The organism is Streptococcus sp. 3874, assembly GCF_013276425.1.
GTDB classification, from domain to species: Bacteria; Bacillota; Bacilli; order Lactobacillales; family Streptococcaceae; genus Streptococcus; species Streptococcus pseudopneumoniae.
On record NZ_VMLA01000018.1, the window covers coordinates 1 to 21,558 of the forward strand.

The window sequence follows — 21,558 nt, forward strand, 5'->3', positions numbered from 1 at the left end:
TAAGACTGACGAAGTCAGTTACCTATACCTACGGCAAGGTGACGTTGACGTGGTTTAAATTTGACTTTCGAAGAGTATTACTCTCTCTTGTCACTGCTTTCTATTCTACCATAAAGTCCAGCCTTTGAAGAACTTTTACTAGAATACAAGGCTTCTGTCTCTATTTATCATCTTAAGCATCAAAAAAGAGGGAAGCTCCCTCTTTTACAAATTCAATGCTGCTAGGGTATCCAAATACTGGTTGTTGATGACCGCCAAAATATAGGTATCTGCCTTCAAGAGGTCATCTGGTCCAAATTCAACATCCAATGGGGAATTTTCCTGCTCTCGGAAGCCCAAAATATTCAGATTATATTTGTCACGGAGGTCTAATTTACTCAGACTTTGACCTGCCCAAGACTGAGGAATTTTCATCTCCACAATAGAGACATTTTTATCCAACTGAAAGACACCAACACTATTATGGAAAAGAATGGTATGTGCTAGAGACTGCCCCATTTCATACTCTGGCGAGACAACCGAGTCAGCTCCAATCTTTTCTAGCACTTTCTTAGCAGTCTGACTTTTGACCTTAGCAATAACAGTCGGTACCCCCAAACTCTTACAGTGCATAACCGCAAGCACACTCGACTCCAGATTTCCACCTGTCGCGACGACAACGGTATCGCAGGTATCAATCCCTGCTGATCTCAATAATTCTTCATCTGTGATGTCACCAATCACTCCACGCGCCAAAACTGGCTCAAACTGATTGATGCGCTCTGCGTGGTCATCAATAGCGATAATATTCATATCCTGCTTGGCTAGGGCAGCTAGGACACTGCTCCCAAAAATTCCCAATCCTAAAATTCCAATCGTACGATCTGACATTCTCTTTCCTTTCTTAACCAATACTAATATCTGCTTTCATATAGTGAATCATATCTTTCTTTTCTGGATGGTAATCTGCCAAGCTAACAAACAAGGTCAAGGGACCAATTCGTCCCATAAACATAAGTGGCATGATAACACTGAGAGCCAATTTCCCAAGATCAGAAGTCAAATTTGCCGTTACACCAACTGTACTAAGAGCTGAAATGGTTTCAAATATGAGGTGGATAAAGGGAGGATTGCCTTTGGCTGTCATCCCTAGCAGGATCAATCCTACCAAGAAGCTCATCAAAAAGATAATAAAGACACTAAAGGATTTTTGAACCGTTCGCGGCGCAATCGTTCGTCTCGCAACATTGGCATGAGGCAAGCCCAAAAGCTCACTTCGAGCAAAGACCAAGAGGACAAAAAATGTCGTAATCTTGAGACCCCCAGCCGTTCCCCCAGGTGCCCCACCTAGAAACATCTGTAAGATATAAATCAAAAGAGTCACAGGATGAGCCTGAGTATAATCTATCGTAGAAAAGCCTGCTGTTCGCATCGTCACTGTTTGAAAAAAGCTAACTAAAACCTTATCGGCAACAGGGAGATTGCCAATCGTTCCAGCATTGTTCCACTCAAGAAAGAGAGTAGTTGCCGTTCCAAATAACAACAAACCTAGAGTCAATAATAGTACAAGCTTCGTATGAAAGTGCAGGCGCCCTTTTTTCTTTCTTCCTACATGACCAGCCAAATCAAACCAGACCATAAAGCCAAAACCACCTGTAATAATTAAGCCTGCAATCACCAGATTGACCAGTAAATCGGTCTGAAAAGCAAATAAACTGGTGCTCCCCAAATTATCAAAACCTGCATTACAGAAGGCGGATATAGCTAGAAAAATGGAACTAAAAAGACCGCGCCCCCAGCCAAGTTGTGGAACAAAACGAAAACTGAGGAATAGAGCTCCCAAACCCTCAACTAGAAAAGTTGTGAGAAAAATAGAATGGACAAACTTTCTCAAAGATCGAGTTTCTCCATAACTAAAACTATCCTGAATAGTTGCACGGCTACGAAGACTAAGCTTTTGCTTGCTCTGGATATAGAAAACCCCAATAAAGGTCATGAGCCCTAGACCACCGATCTGAATCAAGAGCAAACAGATTATTTGACCCCAGATATTATATGTGTGAGCTACTGGAAGGGTTGAAAGACCTGTCACACAGACTGCAGAGACAGCAGTGAAAAGATGATCAAAATAAGTCGCTCGTGAGCTTTCAACTTGGACAAAGGGCAAGCTCAAAAGAAGAGAGCCTAGTAAAATGACCAAGGCAAAACTCAAAAAAATACGACGGGCTGGCGATAAACGAGATAAGCCTAGCTCTATTTTTTCCTTAGATAATTTGAATAACATGTTTCCATTGTACCATAAAACAGAAGAAATATCTCAAATAGGAATGGACAAAACATCGCGTACGCTTATCCTAAAAAAGAGGTTATCCAAACTCGTCCATTTCTAGAAACGTCTAAAAACTACCGACTTCCTATTTTATTCGGCAAAAAATAATCATCAATCAAGCTTTTAAAGTTCTCCTTCACTAAGATAAGAAACTGCCGAGAAAAGCGACTAAAGTTGCACAACACTTGCTAAACTCAGTTCTAACGCCTTCTCAAAAGCTTCCGAGCCCCAGTCACGACTATCGTACTGGTCCAAGTCTGCTAAGGAATCAGCTGTAAACAACAACTCTCCCCAGAGAATCCCACGCAGTTGTGCTACTGCCGCAAGCGCAGCACACTCCATCTCCACAACAGCACAGCCTTCCTCCTTGCGATAAGCCACCTTTTCAGCCGTTTCTCGGTAAAAACCGTCTGTCGTCCAGGTCATGACTTCTTCATAGGAAATCCCTCTGGCTTCCAACACTCGCTCAATAGCAGCAATAGCCTCTGGCTGCATTTCCATATAACGAGAAGGTGCCACATAGTGATAACTAGCTCCTTCATCTCGCAGAGCGCGAACAGGGACTAGAAAGGCATTTTCCTCTATATCGGCTAGCACACCACAGGTACCTGTGGAAATAATCTGCTCCACACCATAGCCAATCAACCAATCCATAAACTGAGCTGCTGGAGCTGAACCGACAGGAGCCTGAGCCAGACAGACCTCCTTGCCCTTGTAGTTCACGACATAGATTGGATAAGTCTTGGTGGCTGAAACGAATTCGCCGACACAGTCCGCCCCTACTTCCCTCGCATAGCGGTCAATTTCTTCACCTAAAAAAGCATAGACACACTTCTTTGGTAAGTGCAAATCCAGCCCCTCGTGATCAGGCATGATGACTGCCTGAGGATTGTCATCAAACTCTAAAATGGGAATTGCATGTTTCTGAATCATAGCCTGCCTCCTCTAATTTTGTACTATTGTATCAAAAATTGACGGAGTGTCAAGGAGGAAGCTGATGAACTGAGGAAAAGCTAATACTAGAATAAAAACCACTTTCTACAATTGATGCTCTGATTTTCATCACATCCTGTCTATCGAGCTAAGCAAATACGAGTCACAATTCCATCTGAGTCTGTGATTTCCAATTGGCTCGATGTCATCCATTTGATTGGTACGTCAACTTCTTGTGCTCGTTGGGCAATCGTTAACAGTTCTTCTTTATGTGCGACTTCGATGACATAGTAGGCTAAACCTGGTAAGCCTTGCTTACGCGAATCCAGACCTTTTCCTCCCCATTCGTTAACTGCTAAATGATGATGGTAATCTCCAGCCGCAATCCAACTAGCGCTAGGCACACTGAATTTATCCTCTAGCCCTAACACCTTTTGATAAAACTGGCTGGACTTTCGACTATCCTTGACGGAAAGATGAATATGCCCCATTCTCGTACCTTCTGTCAAGATAAAGGGCTCTACTCTTTCCCCCAACTCATAAATGTCCTGCGCCGCAAGAGCCTCCGTCACTCCGATAATGCGTCCATCTTCTCGAATATCCCATGTGGAAACCGGCTTATCTCGATAGAGTTCAATTCCATTTCCCTCCAAATCTTCCAAGTAAATAGCTTCACTGTAACCATGGTCTGCACCGCCGACAAGAGGAATTTGTAAATCTGTCAGGTGTTTCAAGACATCAGCCAAAGCCTTGCGTGTGGGCAAGAGAATGGCCAAATGGTAAAGACCATAATGTTCCCTCACTTCTCCGCTCTCTTGTGCTTGAATCAGCTGTACCAAGACTTTTCCACCAAGACCTAGAATGGACTCTGTCTCAGTTTGAGATAAGATTTCTAAACCAATAACTTGCTGATAAAAGGCTGTTTGACTGGCCAAATCCTTTACATTTAAAACTGTCTCTGCCAAATAAATGTGACTCTTGTATTCATAGGTCATAAATGGTTCTCTTTTCTCGTTGTAATTATTACAACTATTGTATAATTTCCATCAAGAAAGTCAAGCCAGATAACTCAAAAATAACACCATTTCAGGATAATATAAAGTAAATCATTTCATAATAAAACGCATATTATCAAACTTTTCATCACCTGACAATATGCGTTATTTTAATTTTAAAGACTTTTTGACCAGCTTTTTTATTTCACAACAAGCTCATAGCGTGTCTTGCTTGTAAAGGTTTGACCTGCTTTGAGAATGACTTGGTCTTTGAGGTCACTGTGGATGGCATCTGGTAAGGCCTGCGCTTCAAGGGCAATCCCATTGTGCTGAATCATTGGTTTGCCAGCCACAAGTACACTCTCATCCACAAAGTTTGCTGTGTAGACTACAAAGCAAGGAGCCACTGTTTTGAAGAGTAGGAAACGACCTGAGTTTTGGTCATAAAGGAAACCAGCATTGTCATGACCTGCAGGAAGGGCAAATGGATGGTCCAAACCAGACACCAGCTGAATTTGCTCATCTTCTTCTGCAAAAATATCCTTCAACAAAGCACCATTGTAGATGTGTTTAACCACATCACGATTAGCATCTGGAGTTTTGGCCGGAACACCGTCGGGAGCGATTGGGTAAATACCCTCTGTGTTTAGTTGGAAGACATGACGGTCAATTGTCTGCGTAAAATCACCAGACAAATTGAAGTAGCTATGATTGGTTGGATTAACCAGCGTATCCTGATCGGTTGTTACCTTGTAGCTGATTTCATAGGCACCAGTTTCTTCCAAGTGATAACTGATCCAAATCTTGAGATTTCCAGGGAACCCTCCTGTCCCATCTGTACGCTCTGTGTAGAGAGTCAAGCCATGATCGCTTACTTCTTCAACTTCAAACAAGCTGGAATCCCAACCAGTTGAACCACTGTGATTACAGTTGCTAGCATTGTTGACTTCCAGATGATAGGTCTTGCTATTCAGCTCAAAGGTCGCACCTGCAATACGGCCCGCCACAGGCCCTACACTAGCCCCATGCTTGGGACTATTGCCTACATAGCTATCAAAGTCATCAAATCCCAAGATAACATTGGCAAAATGTCCAGCCTTGTCAGGTGTGACATAGCGCAAGATAGTCGCACCATAAGTCATAACCTCAAGCTGGTAGCCACCGTCAGTTTCAAATTGATAGGCCAAGACATCTTGTCCCTCAACATTTCCAAATACACGCTCTGTGTATGCTTTCATTCTGTTCTCCTTTTACTATTTCTCTCAAGCAAACAAACCATAGAAAGCGAATTGACAATCTATGGTTTGCCTGATGATATACAAATCCTCTTGCAAGAATTCATAAATACTGTCTTACTTTTGATATTCGTGGATGATAACACCTTGTACCACACGGTTTACTGTACCAGTAGGAGACGGTGTATCTGGTTTATTTTCTACCTTGAGTGAAGTCAATAGGGCAAAGAGTTGGGCATAAACGATGTAAGGGAAGACACGGTAAATATCATTCAAGACACCGCCACAACCAAGGGCCACTTCTTTGACATTTTCAAGACCAAAGGCTTGATCACTCAAAAGCACAACACGACGAGCAATCTGGTCACCAGCAACTTCACGAACCAAGTCTAAGTCGTACTTGCGAGTGTAGTCTGTCGTTGTACCAAAGACCAAGACAACTGTATCTTCGTTGATAAGTGATTTTGGACCGTGACGGAAGCCAACTGGGCTTTCATACATGGTCGCAACTTGACCAGCAGTTAATTCCAAAATCTTGAGCTGAGCTTCATGAGCAAGTCCAAAGAAAGGACCAGCGCCTAGATAGATGACACGGTTAAAGTCTAAATCAACGAGCTCTTTGACATCTTCTGCCTTGTCTAAAACTTTACGGGCAAGACTAGATACAACTTCAAAACGTTCAGACTTAACAGCAAATTCTGTAGGATCAAAGACCAAGAGAGCTGTCAACATCATAGACGTAAAGCTAGAAGTCATGGCAAATCCAGCATCATTAGAGACAGCTGGTTGCAAGAGCAAGAGATTACGGTCATCACCGTGAGCTTGAAGAGCCAATTTACCATCTGCTGCACAAGTAATCGTCACTTGATAAAGCTCATCCACCAAGGATTTGGCCAAATCAACAGTCGCCACACTTTCAGGCGAGTTCCCACTACGAGCAAAAGACACAAGGACAGTTGCCACATCTTTTTTCAAATAGGTTACTGGATTGGCAACGATATCTGTTGTCGCAATAGCATTGAAATTCCATTTGCGTTCGTCATAGACTTCCTTAAAGTAAGGTAGCAAGGTGTCTCCCACATAAGCAGAAGTCCCAGCACCTGTCAAGATAACCTTAATATAGTCATGTTTATCAGCGATTTCTTGTAGGAAGGCTGCAATTTCTTCACGTTTTGCTTGATAAAATTCAAAAGCTTCTCTCCATACATCAGGTTGTTGGTAGATTTCACGCGTAGTGATTTCTGCACCCAATTCGAGCAAGTCTTCTTTTGTATAATGTAGCATTGAGTTCCTCTTTTTCTATTAAAGATGGGAATGGGAGTAAGCCCCATTCCCATGAATATTCTATATAAAATGCTCTAACGATTTTCACGTTGTCACATCGTATACTCAATGAAAATCAANNGCTCAAAACACCGTTTTGAGGTTGCCGGATAAGACTGACGAAGTCAGCTCAAAACACTGTTTTGAGGTTGTGAATAGAACTGACGAAGTCAGTAACCATACCTACAGAAAGGCGACACTAGTATGCTTTAAAGAGATTTTCGAAGAGTATTATTCATCTTCGTCATCATCGAAGCCCGCTAACAGATCATTGACTTTCACAATGCTTTCTGCAGCACGGCTCTTGTAGTCCGCATCTGCGCCTGTAAGGCTCGCATTGATAAATTCAATCACCATTGGAAGATTCATCCCTGCGTAAAGTTCGATGTCACGACCTTCCATAATCAAACGACTGACCACGTTACAAGGTGTCCCACCGAGAAGATCCGCAAAGACTAGGAAATCATCCAATCCTTCAATAGCAGCTTCAAATTTCGCAGTAAATTCTTCTGGGCCATCTTCTGGAAGAAGAGCTACTGTATAAATATTGTCTTGTGGACCCATAATCATTTCAGTGCTACCTTTAAGTTCTTCACAGAAACGACCATGGCTCACCAAAATTAATGATTGCGTCATAAATTATGCGCCCATTCCAAGTACAAATTTACCAAAGGCAGAAAGAGCCAAAGCAAGTACGATAATAATACCGATAGCTTTAGTAGAGTTCATACCTTTCTTACCAAGCAACCAGAAGATAAAGGCAGTAAAGATTGCTGGAAGCAAGCGTGGGAAGATTTGGTTCAAGATGTCTTGGAAGTCAATCATCTTCTCACCGATTGCCCATTTGTAAGAAATTTCAAAGTTGATCATTGTTGCTACAAGAGCACCCATCATGAAGACACCAAGTACAGATGCAGCGTCAATCAAAGCTGTCAAGGTACTTTGCATGTTGTTGATAAGGTTAACCCCTTCTTTGTAGGCAAATTCCAACTGTTTCCAACGGAAGATATCATACGCTACTGCAACTGCAATCCAAAGGAAGATACCCCAAGGTTGACCACCGATAGCCATAGTTGCTGCGATAGATCCCATGATAGCAGGTACAAGTGAACCAAAGATTGTATCTCCAAGAGGAGCGAATGGTCCCATCAAACCTGTCTTGATACCATTAACGGCATCTTTTGAACCTACACCATCTTTTTCTTCCATGGCAAGATCAAAACCAGCGATGATGGTGTGGAAGAATGGTGAAGTATTGAAGAATTGAGTATGAACTTTCATCATTTCTTTCAATTCAGGAGTTCCATCCCCATACATTTTACGCAATTGAGGCAAAATCATGTAAAGGTAACCAGAAGCTTGCATACGTTCGTAGTTCCAACCTAATTGGAAAGTAAACAAGCTACGTTTATTGATTTGATTAAAATCTTCTTTTGTAAGTTTGTAATTAGAATTCGTCATCTTCGATTTCCCCACTTTCTGATGGTGTAGAAGGTGCTGCTACAGCTACTTTTTGGCTATTTTTGAAGTGAAGCACTGCAAGGAAGATACCTACGATAGAGATACCAATCATAGACAAACCTTTGAAGTTGTTCACGAAACCAATTTTTTCAGCAACTTCAGCAGGTAGAGTACCTACGATACCAGCAACAGCGCCACCAAGACCTGTTACATATGAGTAAAGAACAGTCAACATAGCTGTCAAACCAAATCCCATTGCAAGGTAGTGAAGGTTACGTTTAACTGGAAGGTAACGAAGCAAGATTGCAAATCCAAGACCTGGAAGCATGCGTCCTGCAAGTGTCAAACCATCTGCAACCCATTGGTATTTTGTAACGAAATCTACTACGTGTTGTACAAATTCACCACCAAAAGCAAGCGCAAAGAAGACTGGAAGGGCACGAGATAAAGCCCAAGGAATCGCACCAAGCAAGTAGTTGCGTTCAATACCTTTATAGTCAAAGCGTTCGATTGCAGCATCCACACGGTGAGCAAAGAAAGTAGTTGTCATACGTCCAAGAACGTCGAAGTATGTCAAGAGAGTTGCTACTGGCACAGCGATTGTTGTAATCGCAAGTGCTGTATCAATTCCTTGTGAAACAGAGAAGGCTGTCGCAAGAACTGCACCAGAAGTTGCATCGATACGAGAGGCACCACCGAAGGTACCAACCCCAAGAACAAACAATTGCAAGTTACCACCGATAAGCAGACCAGTAGTCACATCTCCCATGATTAAACCAGTAATGAAACCAGCAAATACAGGGGAACCTGCAGATGAAACGATCGTCAACTCATCACAGATTTGATAAGCTGAGTACAAAGTGAGAAGTAAAATTTGCCACCATTGTATCATAACAATGACCTCCTAAAAATTTTTTTCCTATTTTAATAAGCTCAAAAAGTCTGAAACTGGATCATTTGGAACCATTTGAGCAGTAAGTTTAACACCTTTTTCTGCCAGTTTGTGGAAATCTTCCACATCCTTGTCTACTACGTTGATAGAACGTGTAATGGCGCGAGTTTCTGGTGTTTGAGACATATTCCCAACATTAAGGGTTTCAAGTGGTACACCTGCTTCTACCAAACCAAGGAAGCGGTCTGGTTTACGAGCCACGATAAAGAGACGTTGGCTATCGTACTTACCAGCAAGAATATTGGCTGCCGCTTTTTCAATTGGCAAAATACTCAATTTCACACCTGGTGGTGTCGCAAGTTTCAAACCACTCTTTTCAATATCGTTGTTGACAACTTCGTCGTCTACAACCATAATGCGTGAAACATTTAGTTTTCCAGCCCAAAGATTGGCTACTTGTCCGTGGATCAAACGTCCATCGATACGGCATCCTACAATTGTCATAAGTTTTCCCCCTTTATGTGTTTTAGTGTAGGTTTACGAGTTAAATGAATCTCTTCTTTATATTCACCTTCTGTTTCAAAGATGATGATGCGGTTATCACCTTCCTTGAGATAGCTATGAGGGATATAAAGCGAGAGGGTCGGGCCGACGTTCCAAAAACGTCCTAGATTCTGCCCATTGACAAAGGCAACTCCCTTACCAAACTCAGACAAGTCTAGGTAAGTATCTTTTGGCTCTTGGACTGTAAAGTCATAAGCGTAAAAGGCTGGTTGCCCTTGAGTCCATCCTTTTGAAAAATCAATTTTCTCAGGATTATCTAGTGGGAGTGGATAGTGTTTCCAGTTTAGTAAGAAATGCAAATCCTTACAAACCCCTGTCCGAATTCCCTTACGTTGCGTATCCGCTAAGAACTTATGCCCATAGTTGACACGCCCCATATTTTCTATCAAGATATCAATCCTAGACAGCGCTTTCTTTTCGCCTTGATAGAAAATATCTTCCCCAATCTCTGTCTGATATTGGGTTTTAATCCACTGACCATCGACATACAGCTGAGCCCTATCTCGACCATCAATGATACGAAGTCTTTCTTCTTCTGCATCCCAGTTTGTTTCTGTTCGATAGAGTAGATAGCCATAGCTTTGTCCCAACTCCTCCATCTTTTTAGGATAGAGACTTTCTATCGGACTTGACAAGCTATCTAAGGTTTCAAACAAGGAAACTTTTTCAACTAGTGGAATAGCATCCAACTCCATACTCTCTTTGTAGAGTGGTTCTAACTGCGGATACTCTGGAAAATGTGTCGCCATCATCTTCTTGACTGCCAGATATTTGGCAGTTGGATTTCCTTCTTCATCCAGAAGGGCATCGTAATCATAAGACGTAACTTGTGGCAGGTCCAAAGTTCCTCGAGCCGAGCAACCATTCATGAAGCCAAAGTTTGTACCACCGTGGAACATGTAAAGATTGATAGAGCCTTGTTCCAAAACCTCTCGAACTGCATCTGCCAATTCCTTAGGATCCCGTGTGATAATCGGTTCTTTCCAACGATTGAACCAGCCATCCCAGAACTCCATACACATGAGTGGCCATTTCTTACCATGCTCATCAAAGAATTCCTGCATCTGTGAAAAGTTGTAAGGTGCCTTAGAACCAAAGTTTCCTGTTACAAAGAGGTCATCTTCGATTAAGGTTCCAGCTTTTAGAGTAGCTCTCCATGGACCATCTGATGTAAAGAGAGGACAGGTTATGCCACGCTCTTCCATCAGCTGTCGAATGGCTCTCAGATAAGCCTTATCTTCGCCATAAGAACCATACTCATTTTCAACTTGCATCATGAGGATATTGCCACCCTCGTCCAACAAATGTGGCAACAATTGTGACAAGAGCTGGTCATAGTAGCGACCGACAGCCTCAATATAGGCTGGATCTGATGAACGAATCCTCATATCCTTGGTTAAGAGCCAGGCTGGTAAACCACCGAATTCCCACTCCGCACAGATGAATGGTGACGGACGAACGATAGCGTAAAGACCCAAGTCTTGCGCTGTCTGAAGAAACCGCTCCAAATCCAGAGCTCCTTCAAAGTGAAACTCACCCTCACGAGGCTCGTGTAAATTCCAAGCAACATAAGTCTCTACTGTATTAAAACCAAGAGCCTTCAAGTTATAGAGCGAATGATACCAATCTTCTGGAGGAACCCTAAAATAATGAATGGCCCCAGATAAAATCTTAAATGATTTTCCATCGAGATAGAAATCATCTCGTATCTCAAATCGTGTCATAAAACTACCTTCTGACCGCGAAAGTTTGCGCTTTCATTTGTTGTTATAGTCATTATAAACCAATCTGTTTGAATTGTCAATAGAAATTGTAGGGATATTTACTGCAATTTTACTATTATACACACGTTCAATTAGTTTCAAACATTTTCAGACCCATTTCAAACACTCTTTAAATTCGGAATAGAGAACCTAAAATAATTTTGCACAAAATACATTTATAAAATACGTACAATGCCTATGTAACTTAATTTTTTAATCTGTTATCTAATTTTTTATTCAAAAGACTACTATTTTTTTCGCTTTTATGGTAAAATTTTCTATGGAGAAGGAAAATAGAGGTAAAAATATGGCAATTCCCAAATATCAATACATAAAAGACGAATTAAAAAATAAAATCATCTCTGGGCAGTTTAGCAGTGGAGATAAATTTTACACTGAAGCAGAGCTCATTTCAATGTACGATGTCAGCTCTATCACAGTTGTCCGCGCCTTAAACGACCTTGCTAAAGATGGCTATATTGTCCGCCAACAAGGAAAAGGAACCTTCGTTTCACGTGCACGCAAACACAAGCTTGTAGAGTTTTCAGATATTGAACTCTTTAATGCTAAAGATGATAAGGTAACTGTTCTTTCAATTGAACGCGGAAACAAGCTCGTTTACTTGGAAAAATTGGGTCTACGTGGCGATCAGTTCTACTACAAGATTGAACGTATCCGCGAATCAAACGGTGTCGTTTATATCTACCATACATCCTACATCCCAGAACAATATATCAACGCAAATTATCCAAACCTTGAATACTATAGTTCTATCTATAACCGTTTCAAGTTAGACTACCACATTCACATGAATGATGAACACTTTGAAGAAATCAATGAAATAGTCTTTCCAACTCCAGAACATGCGGCTTCAGTCCTCGGAGTCGATGAACAATTCCCTACTGTCCTACAAACTAAAATCACCAAACTCGAATCAACTGGCCAAGTTTTAGAATACAGTGAAACTTACAAACGATCTGATTACTACAAGATTAAATTCATCTCATGTGACCGTGATCACTAAGAAGAAAGCCTGAGCCTAATCGCTCGGGCTTTTTCTATGCTTATTATACCACACCAAAAAGGTAGCGCTTACCTATTTTTGGAAGATTCTATAATTTGTGGAATATTTTATAGAAATAGAACCAAAAATTATACTAGATATATATACATATTTTTTCTGACCAATCTGAAATCTTAAGTTTAAATTTTATATTTTTTTATACTTATTATAGTTTTTTGTCATCTCCTCTTGACTCTCGTTAATATAAGAAATAAAATAAAGGCGTTGATTTATATAATCGCTATCAATATAACAATGCAATCAGGAGGTTTTGCAATGAAACATGAAAAACAACAGCGTTTTTCTATTCGTAAATACGCTGTAGGAGCAGCTTCTGTTCTAATTGGATTTGCCTTCCAAGCACAGGCTGTTGCAGCCGATGGAGTTACTCCTATTACAGAAAACCAACCGACCATCCATACGGTTTCTGATTCCCCTCAATCATCCGAAAATCGTACTGAGGAAAAACCTAAAGCAGAGCTTCAACCAGAAGCTCCAAAAACTGTAGAAACAGAAACTCCAGCTACTGATAAGGTAGCTAGTCTTCCAAAAACAGAAGAAAAACCACAAGAGGAAGTTAGTTCAACTCCTAGTGATAAAGAAGAAGTGGTAACTCCAACTTCTGTTGAAAAAGAAGCTGCCGATAAAAAGACAGAGGAAGCTAGCCCTAAAAAGGAAGAAGCGAAAGAGGTTGATTCTAAAGAGTCAAATACAGACAAGACTGATAAGTCAGAAGCTGACAAGGAAAAATCAGCTAAAAAAGATGAAACGAAAGCTGAGGCTGACAAACCAGCAACAGAGGCAGGAAAGGAACGTACTGCAACTGAAAATGAAAAATTAGCTAAACGAAAAATCGTTTCAATTGATGCCGGACGTAAATATTTCTCACCTGAGCAGCTCAAAGAAATTATCGACAAAGCTAAAGAATATGGTTACACAGATCTTCATCTCTTGGTAGGTAACGATGGCCTCCGTTTCATGTTGGATGATATGTCTATGAAAGTGGGCGATAAAACCTACTCTAGTGATGATGTCAAACGCGCCATTGAAAATGGAACAAATGCTTATTACGATGATCCAAATGGTAACCATCTCACTGAAAGTCAGATGACAGATTTGATTAATTATGCCAAAGATAAAGGAATTGGAGTAATTCCAACTGTCAATAGTCCTGGACATATGGATGCTATTCTCCATGCTATGAAAGAACTTGGCATTGAAAATCCTAACTTTGATTATTTTGGTAAAAAATCGGAACGAACTGTTGACTTAAATAATAAACAAGCAGTCGATTTTACAAAAACTTTGATTGACAAATACGCTAACTACTTCTCTAACAAATCTGAAATTTTCAATATTGGACTAGATGAATATGCCAATGATGCGACAGATGCTAAAGGTTGGAGTGTGCTTCAAGCTGATAAATATTATCCAAATGAAGGTTACCCTGAAAAAGGATATGAAAAATTCATCTCTTACGCTAATGACCTCGCTCGTATTGTAAAATCTCACGGTCTCAAACCAATGGCCTTTAACGACGGTATCTACTACAATAGCGACACAAGCTTTGGTAGTTTTGACAAAGACATCATCGTTTCTATGTGGACTGGTGGTTGGGGGGGCTACGATGTCGCTTCTTCTAAACTACTAGCTGAAAAAGGTCACCAAATCCTTAATACCAATGATGCTTGGTACTACGTTCTTGGACGAAACGCTGATGGCCAAGGTTGGTACAATCTCGATCAGGGGCTCAATGGTATTAAAAACACACCAATCACTTCTGTACCAAAAACAGAAGGAGCTGATGTCCCAATCATCGGTGGTATGGTAGCTGCTTGGGCCGATACCCCATCTGCACGTTATTCTCCATCTCGCCTCTTCAAACTCATGCGTCATTTTGCAAATGCCAACGCTGAATACTTCGCAGCCAACTACCAACCTGCAGAAAAAGCACTAGAAACTATACCAAAAGACTCTAACCGCTATACTGCTGAAAGTTTTGCTGCTGTCAAAGAAGCTGAAAAAGCCATCCGTTCACTCGATAGCAACCTCAGTCGTGCTCAACAGGATACGATTGATCAAGCCATCGCAAGCCTTCAAGATGCTATTAAAAACTTGGCTTTAACTCCAGAAGCACAAAAAGAAGAGGATGCTAAACGCGAACTTGAAAAACTTAATAAGAATAAAGTCATTTCCATCGATGCAGGTCGCAAATACTTCTCTCTAGATCAACTCAAACGCATCGTAGACAAGGCAAGTGAGCTCGGCTACTCAGATGCCCACCTCCTTCTAGGAAATGATGGCCTTCGCTTCCTACTCGATGATATGACCATTACTGCCAACGGAAAAACCTATGCTAGTGATGACGTTAAAAAAGCTATTATCGAAGGAACTAAAGCTTACTACGACGATCCAAACGGTACTGCACTGACACAGGAAGAAGTGACAGAGCTTGCTAAATATGCTAAGGAAAAAGGTATTGGTCTGATTCCAGCTATCAATAGTCCAGGACATATGGATGCTATGCTGGTTGCCATGGAAAAACTTGGCATCGCGAATCCTCAAGCAAACTTTGATAAAGTTTCAAAAACCACGATGGACCTTGAAAATCAAGAAGCACTTAACTTTACCAAAGCCCTTATCGGTAAGTATATGGATTACTTTGCTGATAAATCAAAGATTTTCAACTTTGGTACTGACGAATACGCCAACGATGCGACTAGTGCCCAAGGCTGGTACTACCTCAAGTGGTATCAACTCTATGGCAAATTTGCCGAATATGCCAACACCCTCGCAGCTATGGCCAAAGAAAGAGGGCTTCAACCAATGGCCTTCAACGATGGCTTCTACTATGAAGACAAGGACGATGTTCAGTTTGACAAAGATGTCTTGATTTCTTACTGGTCTAAAGGCTGGTGGGGATACAACCTCGCATCACCTCAATACCTAGCAAGCAAGGGTTATAAGTTCTTGAATACCAACGGTGACTGGTATTATGTTATAGGCAATCACAAACAAGATGAAGCTTACCCTCTTTCAAAAGCAGTTGAAAATTCTGGTAAAGTTCCATTCAATCAACTAGCTTCTACCAAATATCCTGAAGTAGATCTTCCAACAGTCGGAAGTATGCTTTCAATCTGGGCAGATAGACCAAGCGCTGAATACAAGGAAGAGGAAATCTTTGAACTCATGACTGCCTTTGCAGACCACAACAAAGACTACTTCCGTGCTAATTATAATGCTCTCCGCGAAGAATTAGCTAAAATTCCTACAAACTTAGAAGGATATAGTAAAGAAAGTCTTGAGACCCTTGACGCAGCTAAAACAGCTCTAAATTACAACCTCAACCGTAATAAACAAGCTGAGCTTGACACACTTGTAGCCAACCTAAAAGCCGCTCTTCAAGGCCTCAAACCAGCTGCAACTCATTCAGGAAGCCTAGATGAAAATGAAGTGGCTGCCAATGTTGAAACCAGACCAGAACTCATCACAAGAACTGAAGAAATTCCATTTGAAGTTATCAAGAAAGAAAATCCTAACCTCCCAGCTGGTCAGGAAAATATTATCACAGCAGGAGTCAAAGGTGAACGAACTCATTACATCTCTGTACTCACTGAAAATGGTAAAACAACAGAAACAGTCCTTGATAGCCAGGTAACCAAAGAAGTTATAAACCAAGTGGTTGAAGTTGGCGCTCCTGTAACTCACAAGGGTGATGAAAGTGGTCTTGCACCAACTACTGAGGTAAAACCTAGACTGGATATCCAAGAAGAAGAAATTCCATTTACCACAGTGACTCGTGAAAATCCACTCTTACTCAAAGGAAAAACACAAGTCATTACTAAGGGTGTCAATGGACATCGTAGCAACTTCTACTCTGTGAGCACTTCTGCCGATGGTAAGGAAGTGAAAACACTCGTAAATAGTGTCGTAGCACAGGAAGCCGTTACTCAAATAGTCGAAGTCGGAACTATGGTAACACATGTAGGCGATGAAAACGGACAAGCCGCTATTGCTGAAGAAAAACCAAAACTAGAAATCCTAAGCCAACCAGCTCCATCAACTGCTCCTGCTGAGGAAAGCAAAGCTCTTCCTCAAGATCCAGCTCCTGTGGTAATAGAGAAAAAACTTCCTGAAACAGGAACTCACGATTCTGCAGGACTAGTAGTCGCAGGACTCATGGCCACACTAGCAGCCTATGGACTCACTAAAAGAAAAGAAGACTAAGTCTTTTCGATAAAAAATAAACAGCGAGATTGAAGCTCGCTGTTTATTTTTTAATTAATCACCTAGTCCAAGACGTTCAAAGATATCATCCACTCGTTTGGTGTAATAAACTGGGTTGAAGATTTCATCGATTTCTTCTTGTGTGAGACGTGATGTTACTTCTGAATCTGCCTCAAGAAGTGGTTTAAAGTCTACTTGGTTGTCCCAAGAGTAGGCTGTTTTTGGTTGCACCAAGTCATAGGCTTGCTCACGGGTCATGCCTTTTTCAATCAATGTCAACATAGCCCGTTGGCTAAAGATAAGACCAAAAGTCGAGTTCATGTTGCGGATCATATTTTCTGGGAAAACTGTCAAGTTCTTGACGATATTTCCAAAACGGTTGAGCATGTAGTCAATCAAAATGGTCGTATCTGGTGTAATGATACGCTCAGCTGATGAGTGGGAAATGTCACGTTCATGCCAGAGAGCGACATTCTCATAAGCCGTAATCATGTGACCACGGATAACACGCGCCAAACCTGTCATGTTTTCAGAACCGATTGGGTTGCGTTTGTGAGGCATTGCAGATGAACCTTTTTGCCCTTTAGCAAAGAATTCTTCCACTTCGCGTTGTTCAGATTTTTGCAAACCACGAATCTCAGTCGCCATACGTTCGATTGAAGTCGCAATGCTGGCAAGAACTGCAAAGTACTCAGCGTGAAGGTCACGAGGAAGGACTTGTGTAGAGATTTCTTGAGCACGGATACCAAGCTTGTTGCAGACATACTCCTCTACAAATGGTGGGATATTGGCAAAGTTCCCAACCGCACCAGAAATCTTACCAGCTTCTACACCAGCAGCCGCATGCTCGAAACGCTCGATATTGCGCTTCATTTCGCTGTACCAAGTCGCCAATTTAAGACCAAAGGTTGTCGGCTCAGCATGCACACCGTGGGTACGCCCCATCATGATGGTGAACTTGTGCTCCTTGGCCTTGTCAGCGATGATATTAGTGAAGTTTTCAAGGTCACGACGGATGATGTCGTTGGCCTGCTTGTAGAGGTAACCATAGGCCGTGTCCACCACGTCAGTAGAAGTCAAGCCATAGTGAACCCACTTGCGCTCTTCACCAAGAGTCTCAGAAACCGCACGCGTGAAAGCCACCACATCGTGGCGCGTCTCCTGCTCAATTTCCAAAATACGGTCGATGTCAAAGTCCGCCTTCTTGCGAATCAAAGCCACATCTTCCTTAGGGATTTCCCCCAACTCAGCCCATGCCTCGTCAGAGAGGATTTCCACCTCAAGCCAAGCACGGTATTTATTTTCTTCACTCCAAATATTCGCCATCTCAGGGCGAGAGTAACGGTTGATCATGTTGTTCATTTTTCCTTTCTTCTTAAGCTGTTGGGAATAAGCTATCTAGGTAAAGCAAGATTTCTACTCAAACTCCTCTTTTCCAATAAACACAGACGGGTAATGATCTAGTATATTCAAATCCGTATCCAGCGGTACATCATAGATAGCTAAATAATTTTCGGGGTATTGTGCAGCTAGTTCTTCATATTTAGCTTGTACCTTATCTTGGTCAGCACTGGCATACAAGACTTCGACAACTGCTCCAGTCTTATCCTTTTCAATAAATGTATTAACGATAATTTGTATCATGAACTTGTCCTAAAAATCAATCCCTTCCCCAAACTCTTCCACACTATCCGGTACATCACTAAACAAAGTCACATGTCCCATCTTACGATTATGCTTTGCTTCTATTTTACCATACATGTGGAGATGGGCGCTTGGATTTTCTGTGACATATTTTTTAGCGACCTCAACATGCTGGCCGAGAACGTTAAGCATGACGGCAGGCGCATGTAGTTTTATGGCTGGCAATGGTGCTCCGAGAACACCGAGAATATGGGTGTCAAACTGAGAGAAATCACAGGCTTCAATAGAGTAATGGCCTGAGTTGTGTGGTCGTGGAGCAATCTCATTGACAATGATGTCATCAGCTGTCGCAAACATTTCCACACAGAGAGTTCCAGACAAGTTGAGTTGTTCTGCGATTCGCACTGCCATAGCTTTAGCCTTGTCTGCTAGACTTTCAGAAATGCGGGCTGGTACGATGGTCTTAGACAGGATATTGTTGCGGTGGATATTTTCCTGAACTGGGAAAAACGTCACCTCCTTGCCATTTCCTGACACGATGACAGAAATCTCAAGGTCAAAGTTGACAAATTCTTCCAAGACGCAGTCTGCTGAGTCTGCTAGCGCATAGGCTGCTTCCAAGTCTGCTTCTGAACGAATAACCTTTTGTCCATGACCATCGTAGCCACCAGTCGCAGTCTTGAGGACATAGTTTTTCGACAAGTCGATATCTGCCAAGTCTAGGCTAGAAGTCACGACCTTGTAGGGTGCCACAGTGACTTGAGCCTTGTTTGACAAAAAGTCCTTTTCAAAAATACGATTTTGCGAAATGCGGAGCAGATCTGTTCCTTGAGGGAGTTGTCCATCCTTGATAACGGCATCCAAACCGTCAGCGTCGACATTTTCAAACTCGTAAGTGAGGACATCGCAACGGTCTGCCAACTGACGGAGGGCGTCCACATCGTTATAAGGTGCCACAATGATTTCCGCCACGCGAGAGGCCGGGCAATCCGCCGCAGGATCCAGCGCGATAACCTTGTGCCCCATGTAGATAGCAGAAATGGCCATCATCTGACCCAGTTGACCGCCACCGATAATTCCGATTGTTTTAGATGAGCTCATTGGTAGACTCCTCTGCGATTTTTCCTTGTTCTTCTGCAAAATCTGCCAAAGCCGTCGCGATAGCTTGATCCTCTACTGAAAGAAGACGGAGGGCAAAGAGAGCTGCGTTAGTCGCTCCAGCTTCACCGATAGCCATGGTCGCAACAGGCACCCCACCCGGCATCTGAACGATAGAATAGAGTGAATCCACTCCACTAAGAGCACGAGACTTGACTGGCACACCAATGACTGGAAGGGTTGTTTTGGCAGCTACCATGCCTGGCAAATGCGCTGCGCCACCAGCACCTGCGATGATGACCTTGATGCCACGGCTACGAGCTTCTTCGGCATGTCTGAACATGAGGTCTGGTGTGCGGTGGGCAGAGACAACCTTCTTCTCGTAGGCTACACCGAAGCGGTCTAGGACTTCTGCTGTTTTTTGCATGGTTACCCAGTCGGATTTTGAGCCCATGATGATGGAAATAATTGGTTTAGTCATAATTTTTCCTTTTTTCTTCTTTTTTGATAATGGTCTTAGGTGGTGGGGACGGAAGCAAACCTTCGGTTTCATTCCTAAACTTTGAGCCTAAGGTCTCAAAGTTTCCCCCTGACCAGAACATTCACTGTTCTGGTCTTTTCACCACGACGACCATTATCGTGTTTGGCGACTACGGCGCGTTATTCTTATATCTTTACTTAATTGCCTTGCTTCCGATATCTGTTCGGTAGAAGAGTCCTTCTATTTTTTGTTGGGATAGTTCTTGGTAGATGCTGGCTTGGGCTTCTTTGACGGTGGCTGCTGTGGTAACGAGCATATAAACTCGTCCGCCGTTTGAGATCAGTGCTCTGCTATTTTCCGCAAACTTAGCCCCTGCATAGTAGGTGATGACATCGCCTTCTGTCTTGGCTGGCAACTCAACGCCCCTTTCATAGTCTAGCGGGTAGCCCTTGGATGCGACAACCACACCCAGAGTCACACCCTTGTCCGTCCACATGATATTTGGCTCCTTGCTATCCAGGATATCTGTGATATTTTGAGCAAAGTCAGAGGTCAAGCGAGGCAAGATAATCTGAGTTTCTGGATCTCCGAACCGAGCGTTGAACTCAATGACTTTGGGTCCATCAGCTGTCAGGATAAGCCCTGCGTAAAGAACTCCCAGATAAGGGCGACCTTCTTTAATCATCCCTTCTAGAACTGGCTTGACAATGGTGTCAACCGCTGTATCAACTACACTCTGTGGTAAGTGTGGAACTGGCGCATAGGCACCCATACCACCCGTGTTAGGCCCTTTGTCGCCATCGTAGGCACGTTTGTGGTCCTGAGCCGTTGGCATGATGTAGAACTTATCACCATTGACAAAGGCAAAGAGTGAAAATTCCTCTCCTTCAAGGAATTCCTCAATAACCACGCGCGCACCTGAGTCACCAAATTTATTGTCCAAAAGCATCTCATGAGCGGCTTCGACCGCTTGCTCAACCGTCTCAGCAACGACGACACCCTTCCCAAGCGCCAAGCCATCCGCCTTGACTACGATAGGCGCACCCTGCTTTTCGATATAGGCCTTTGCTTCCTCGAAATCTGAAAATGTGCCATAGGCTGCTGTCGAAACACCATATTTGACCATGATTTCCTTGGCAAAATCCTTGGACCACTCCAGCTCCGCTGCAGCCCTAGTCGGACCAAAGGCCTTAAGCCCAGCTTGGTTAAAATCATCCACGATACCAGCAGCAAGGGCATCATCTGGACCGATAAAGGTCCAAGCAACATCATTGGCCTTTGCGAAGTCAATCAATTTAGAATGTTCGGAAATAGAGATATTTACCAATTCCAAACCATCCAGAGTCATCCCATCATTCCCAGGAGCTACAAAGACTTTTTCCACGTCTTTTGATTCAAATAACTTTTTAGCAATCGCATGCTCACGACCACCAGAACCGACAACAAGCAGTTTCATTCCTCAACCTCTTTTGCGAATTATTTACCAACATTATATCAAAAAAGTTCGTTTTAATCTTGTTTCAGTTAGCATTTTAAGCCAAAAAAGGAAAGAAACTGTTTTCTTCCCTTTT

At 42.4% G+C, this 21,558-nt stretch carries 18 protein-coding genes; 2 read left to right on the top strand and 16 right to left on the bottom strand.

Features of this window, described 5'->3' with window-relative positions; translation table 11 throughout:
- Window positions 1–204: 204 nt before the first annotated feature.
- The 11 genes from HT703_RS01595 to HT703_RS01645 form a co-directional block, all read right to left on the bottom strand.
- Complete coding sequence (locus tag HT703_RS01595; protein ID WP_001283900.1) at window positions 205–870, bottom strand: TrkA family potassium uptake protein; 666 nt, start codon at window positions 868–870, stop codon at window positions 205–207.
- A gap of 13 nt (window positions 871–883) precedes the next feature.
- Window positions 884–2,263 (bottom strand): TrkH family potassium uptake protein, encoded by a 1,380-nt coding sequence (locus HT703_RS01600; RefSeq protein WP_000897723.1) that lies wholly within the window; start codon window positions 2,261–2,263, stop codon window positions 884–886.
- Window positions 2,264–2,476: 213 nt separating this feature from the next.
- Complete coding sequence (locus tag HT703_RS01605; RefSeq protein ID WP_100104657.1) at window positions 2,477–3,241, bottom strand: nucleoside phosphorylase; 765 nt, start codon at window positions 3,239–3,241, stop codon at window positions 2,477–2,479.
- 140 nt (window positions 3,242–3,381) lie between these two features.
- A complete protein-coding gene (locus HT703_RS01610) occupies window positions 3,382–4,236 on the bottom strand; it encodes a VOC family protein (protein WP_138704165.1) in 855 nt (284 codons plus the stop codon).
- 200 nt (window positions 4,237–4,436) lie between these two features.
- Window positions 4,437–5,474, bottom strand: coding sequence for an aldose epimerase family protein (locus tag HT703_RS01615; protein WP_172929875.1), 1,038 nt, complete (start codon window positions 5,472–5,474; stop codon window positions 4,437–4,439).
- 114 nt (window positions 5,475–5,588) lie between these two features.
- Window positions 5,589–6,755 (bottom strand): SIS domain-containing protein, encoded by a 1,167-nt coding sequence (locus HT703_RS01620; protein WP_050208856.1) that lies wholly within the window; start codon window positions 6,753–6,755, stop codon window positions 5,589–5,591.
- A 270-nt stretch (window positions 6,756–7,025) separates the two neighbouring features.
- Window positions 7,026–7,430 carry a PTS sugar transporter subunit IIA gene (locus HT703_RS01625; protein ID WP_081005504.1) on the bottom strand — a complete coding sequence of 135 codons (405 nt, stop codon included), beginning with the start codon at window positions 7,428–7,430 and terminating at the stop codon, window positions 7,026–7,028.
- Between the two features lie 3 nt (window positions 7,431–7,433).
- Window positions 7,434–8,255, bottom strand: coding sequence for a PTS system mannose/fructose/sorbose family transporter subunit IID (locus HT703_RS01630; RefSeq protein ID WP_000185294.1), 822 nt, complete (start codon window positions 8,253–8,255; stop codon window positions 7,434–7,436).
- Window positions 8,242–9,147: a PTS mannose/fructose/sorbose/N-acetylgalactosamine transporter subunit IIC gene (locus tag HT703_RS01635; RefSeq protein ID WP_000617018.1), complete on the bottom strand. Its 906-nt coding sequence runs from the start codon at window positions 9,145–9,147 to the stop codon at window positions 8,242–8,244. The genes HT703_RS01630 and HT703_RS01635 overlap by 14 nt, the downstream gene beginning before the upstream one ends.
- Before the next feature lie 27 nt (window positions 9,148–9,174).
- On the bottom strand, window positions 9,175–9,651 hold the full coding sequence (locus HT703_RS01640; protein ID WP_054392656.1) for a PTS system mannose/fructose/N-acetylgalactosamine-transporter subunit IIB: 477 nt from the start codon (window positions 9,649–9,651) through the stop codon (window positions 9,175–9,177).
- On the bottom strand, window positions 9,648–11,435 hold the full coding sequence (locus HT703_RS01645; RefSeq protein ID WP_054392658.1) for a beta-galactosidase: 1,788 nt from the start codon (window positions 11,433–11,435) through the stop codon (window positions 9,648–9,650). Before HT703_RS01645 ends, HT703_RS01640 begins: the two co-directional genes overlap by 4 nt.
- Before the next feature lie 346 nt (window positions 11,436–11,781).
- Here HT703_RS01645 and HT703_RS01650 point away from each other — a divergent pair, with 346 nt between their 5' ends.
- Window positions 11,782–12,498: a GntR family transcriptional regulator gene (locus tag HT703_RS01650; protein WP_001007202.1), complete on the top strand. Its 717-nt coding sequence runs from the start codon at window positions 11,782–11,784 to the stop codon at window positions 12,496–12,498.
- A gap of 315 nt (window positions 12,499–12,813) precedes the next feature.
- Window positions 12,814–16,764 carry an LPXTG-anchored beta-N-acetylhexosaminidase StrH gene (gene strH, locus HT703_RS01655; protein WP_054392660.1) on the top strand — a complete coding sequence of 1,317 codons (3,951 nt, stop codon included), beginning with the start codon at window positions 12,814–12,816 and terminating at the stop codon, window positions 16,762–16,764.
- A gap of 54 nt (window positions 16,765–16,818) precedes the next feature.
- Here the strand turns inward: strH and purB are convergent, their stop codons facing one another.
- The 5 genes from purB to purD form a co-directional block, all read right to left on the bottom strand.
- Window positions 16,819–18,117: an adenylosuccinate lyase gene (purB, locus tag HT703_RS01660; RefSeq protein WP_000610749.1), complete on the bottom strand. Its 1,299-nt coding sequence runs from the start codon at window positions 18,115–18,117 to the stop codon at window positions 16,819–16,821.
- Window positions 18,118–18,180: 63 nt separating this feature from the next.
- Window positions 18,181–18,408 (bottom strand): hypothetical protein, encoded by a 228-nt coding sequence (locus HT703_RS01665; protein WP_023935448.1) that lies wholly within the window; start codon window positions 18,406–18,408, stop codon window positions 18,181–18,183.
- Window positions 18,409–18,417: 9 nt separating this feature from the next.
- Window positions 18,418–19,509 (bottom strand): 5-(carboxyamino)imidazole ribonucleotide synthase, encoded by a 1,092-nt coding sequence (gene purK / locus HT703_RS01670; RefSeq protein ID WP_023935450.1) that lies wholly within the window; start codon window positions 19,507–19,509, stop codon window positions 18,418–18,420.
- Window positions 19,496–19,987 (bottom strand): 5-(carboxyamino)imidazole ribonucleotide mutase, encoded by a 492-nt coding sequence (purE, locus tag HT703_RS01675; RefSeq protein WP_023935452.1) that lies wholly within the window; start codon window positions 19,985–19,987, stop codon window positions 19,496–19,498. Before purE ends, purK begins: the two co-directional genes overlap by 14 nt.
- Window positions 19,988–20,180: 193 nt before the next feature.
- Window positions 20,181–21,443, bottom strand: a complete 1,263-nt coding sequence (purD, locus tag HT703_RS01680; protein ID WP_054392662.1) for a phosphoribosylamine--glycine ligase — start codon at window positions 21,441–21,443, stop codon at window positions 20,181–20,183.
- Between the last annotated feature and the right edge of the window lie 115 nt (window positions 21,444–21,558).

Bases quoted from the DNA above. Each gene is read 5' to 3' on its own strand.
- HT703_RS01595 (WP_001283900.1), bottom strand. From the start codon at position 870: ATGTCAGATCGTACGATTGGAATTTTAGGATTGGGAATTTTTGGGAGC.
- HT703_RS01600 (WP_000897723.1), bottom strand. From the start codon at position 2,263: ATGTTATTCAAATTATCTAAGGAAAAAATAGAGCTAGGCTTATCTCGT.
- HT703_RS01605 (WP_100104657.1), bottom strand. From the start codon at position 3,241: ATGATTCAGAAACATGCAATTCCCATTTTAGAGTTTGATGACAATCCT.
- HT703_RS01610 (WP_138704165.1), bottom strand. From the start codon at position 4,236: ATGACCTATGAATACAAGAGTCACATTTATTTGGCAGAGACAGTTTTA.
- HT703_RS01615 (WP_172929875.1), bottom strand. From the start codon at position 5,474: ATGAAAGCATACACAGAGCGTGTATTTGGAAATGTTGAGGGACAAGAT.
- HT703_RS01620 (WP_050208856.1), bottom strand. From the start codon at position 6,755: ATGCTACATTATACAAAAGAAGACTTGCTCGAATTGGGTGCAGAAATC.
- HT703_RS01625 (WP_081005504.1), bottom strand. From the start codon at position 7,430: ATGACGCAATCATTAATTTTGGTGAGCCATGGTCGTTTCTGTGAAGAA.
- HT703_RS01630 (WP_000185294.1), bottom strand. From the start codon at position 8,255: ATGACGAATTCTAATTACAAACTTACAAAAGAAGATTTTAATCAAATC.
- HT703_RS01635 (WP_000617018.1), bottom strand. From the start codon at position 9,147: ATGATACAATGGTGGCAAATTTTACTTCTCACTTTGTACTCAGCTTAT.
- HT703_RS01640 (WP_054392656.1), bottom strand. From the start codon at position 9,651: ATGACAATTGTAGGATGCCGTATCGATGGACGTTTGATCCACGGACAA.
- HT703_RS01645 (WP_054392658.1), bottom strand. From the start codon at position 11,435: ATGACACGATTTGAGATACGAGATGATTTCTATCTCGATGGAAAATCA.
- HT703_RS01650 (WP_001007202.1), top strand. From the start codon at position 11,782: ATGGCAATTCCCAAATATCAATACATAAAAGACGAATTAAAAAATAAA.
- strH (WP_054392660.1), top strand. From the start codon at position 12,814: ATGAAACATGAAAAACAACAGCGTTTTTCTATTCGTAAATACGCTGTA.
- purB (WP_000610749.1), bottom strand. From the start codon at position 18,117: ATGATCAACCGTTACTCTCGCCCTGAGATGGCGAATATTTGGAGTGAA.
- HT703_RS01665 (WP_023935448.1), bottom strand. From the start codon at position 18,408: ATGATACAAATTATCGTTAATACATTTATTGAAAAGGATAAGACTGGA.
- purK (WP_023935450.1), bottom strand. From the start codon at position 19,509: ATGAGCTCATCTAAAACAATCGGAATTATCGGTGGCGGTCAACTGGGT.
- purE (WP_023935452.1), bottom strand. From the start codon at position 19,987: ATGACTAAACCAATTATTTCCATCATCATGGGCTCAAAATCCGACTGG.
- purD (WP_054392662.1), bottom strand. From the start codon at position 21,443: ATGAAACTGCTTGTTGTCGGTTCTGGTGGTCGTGAGCATGCGATTGCT.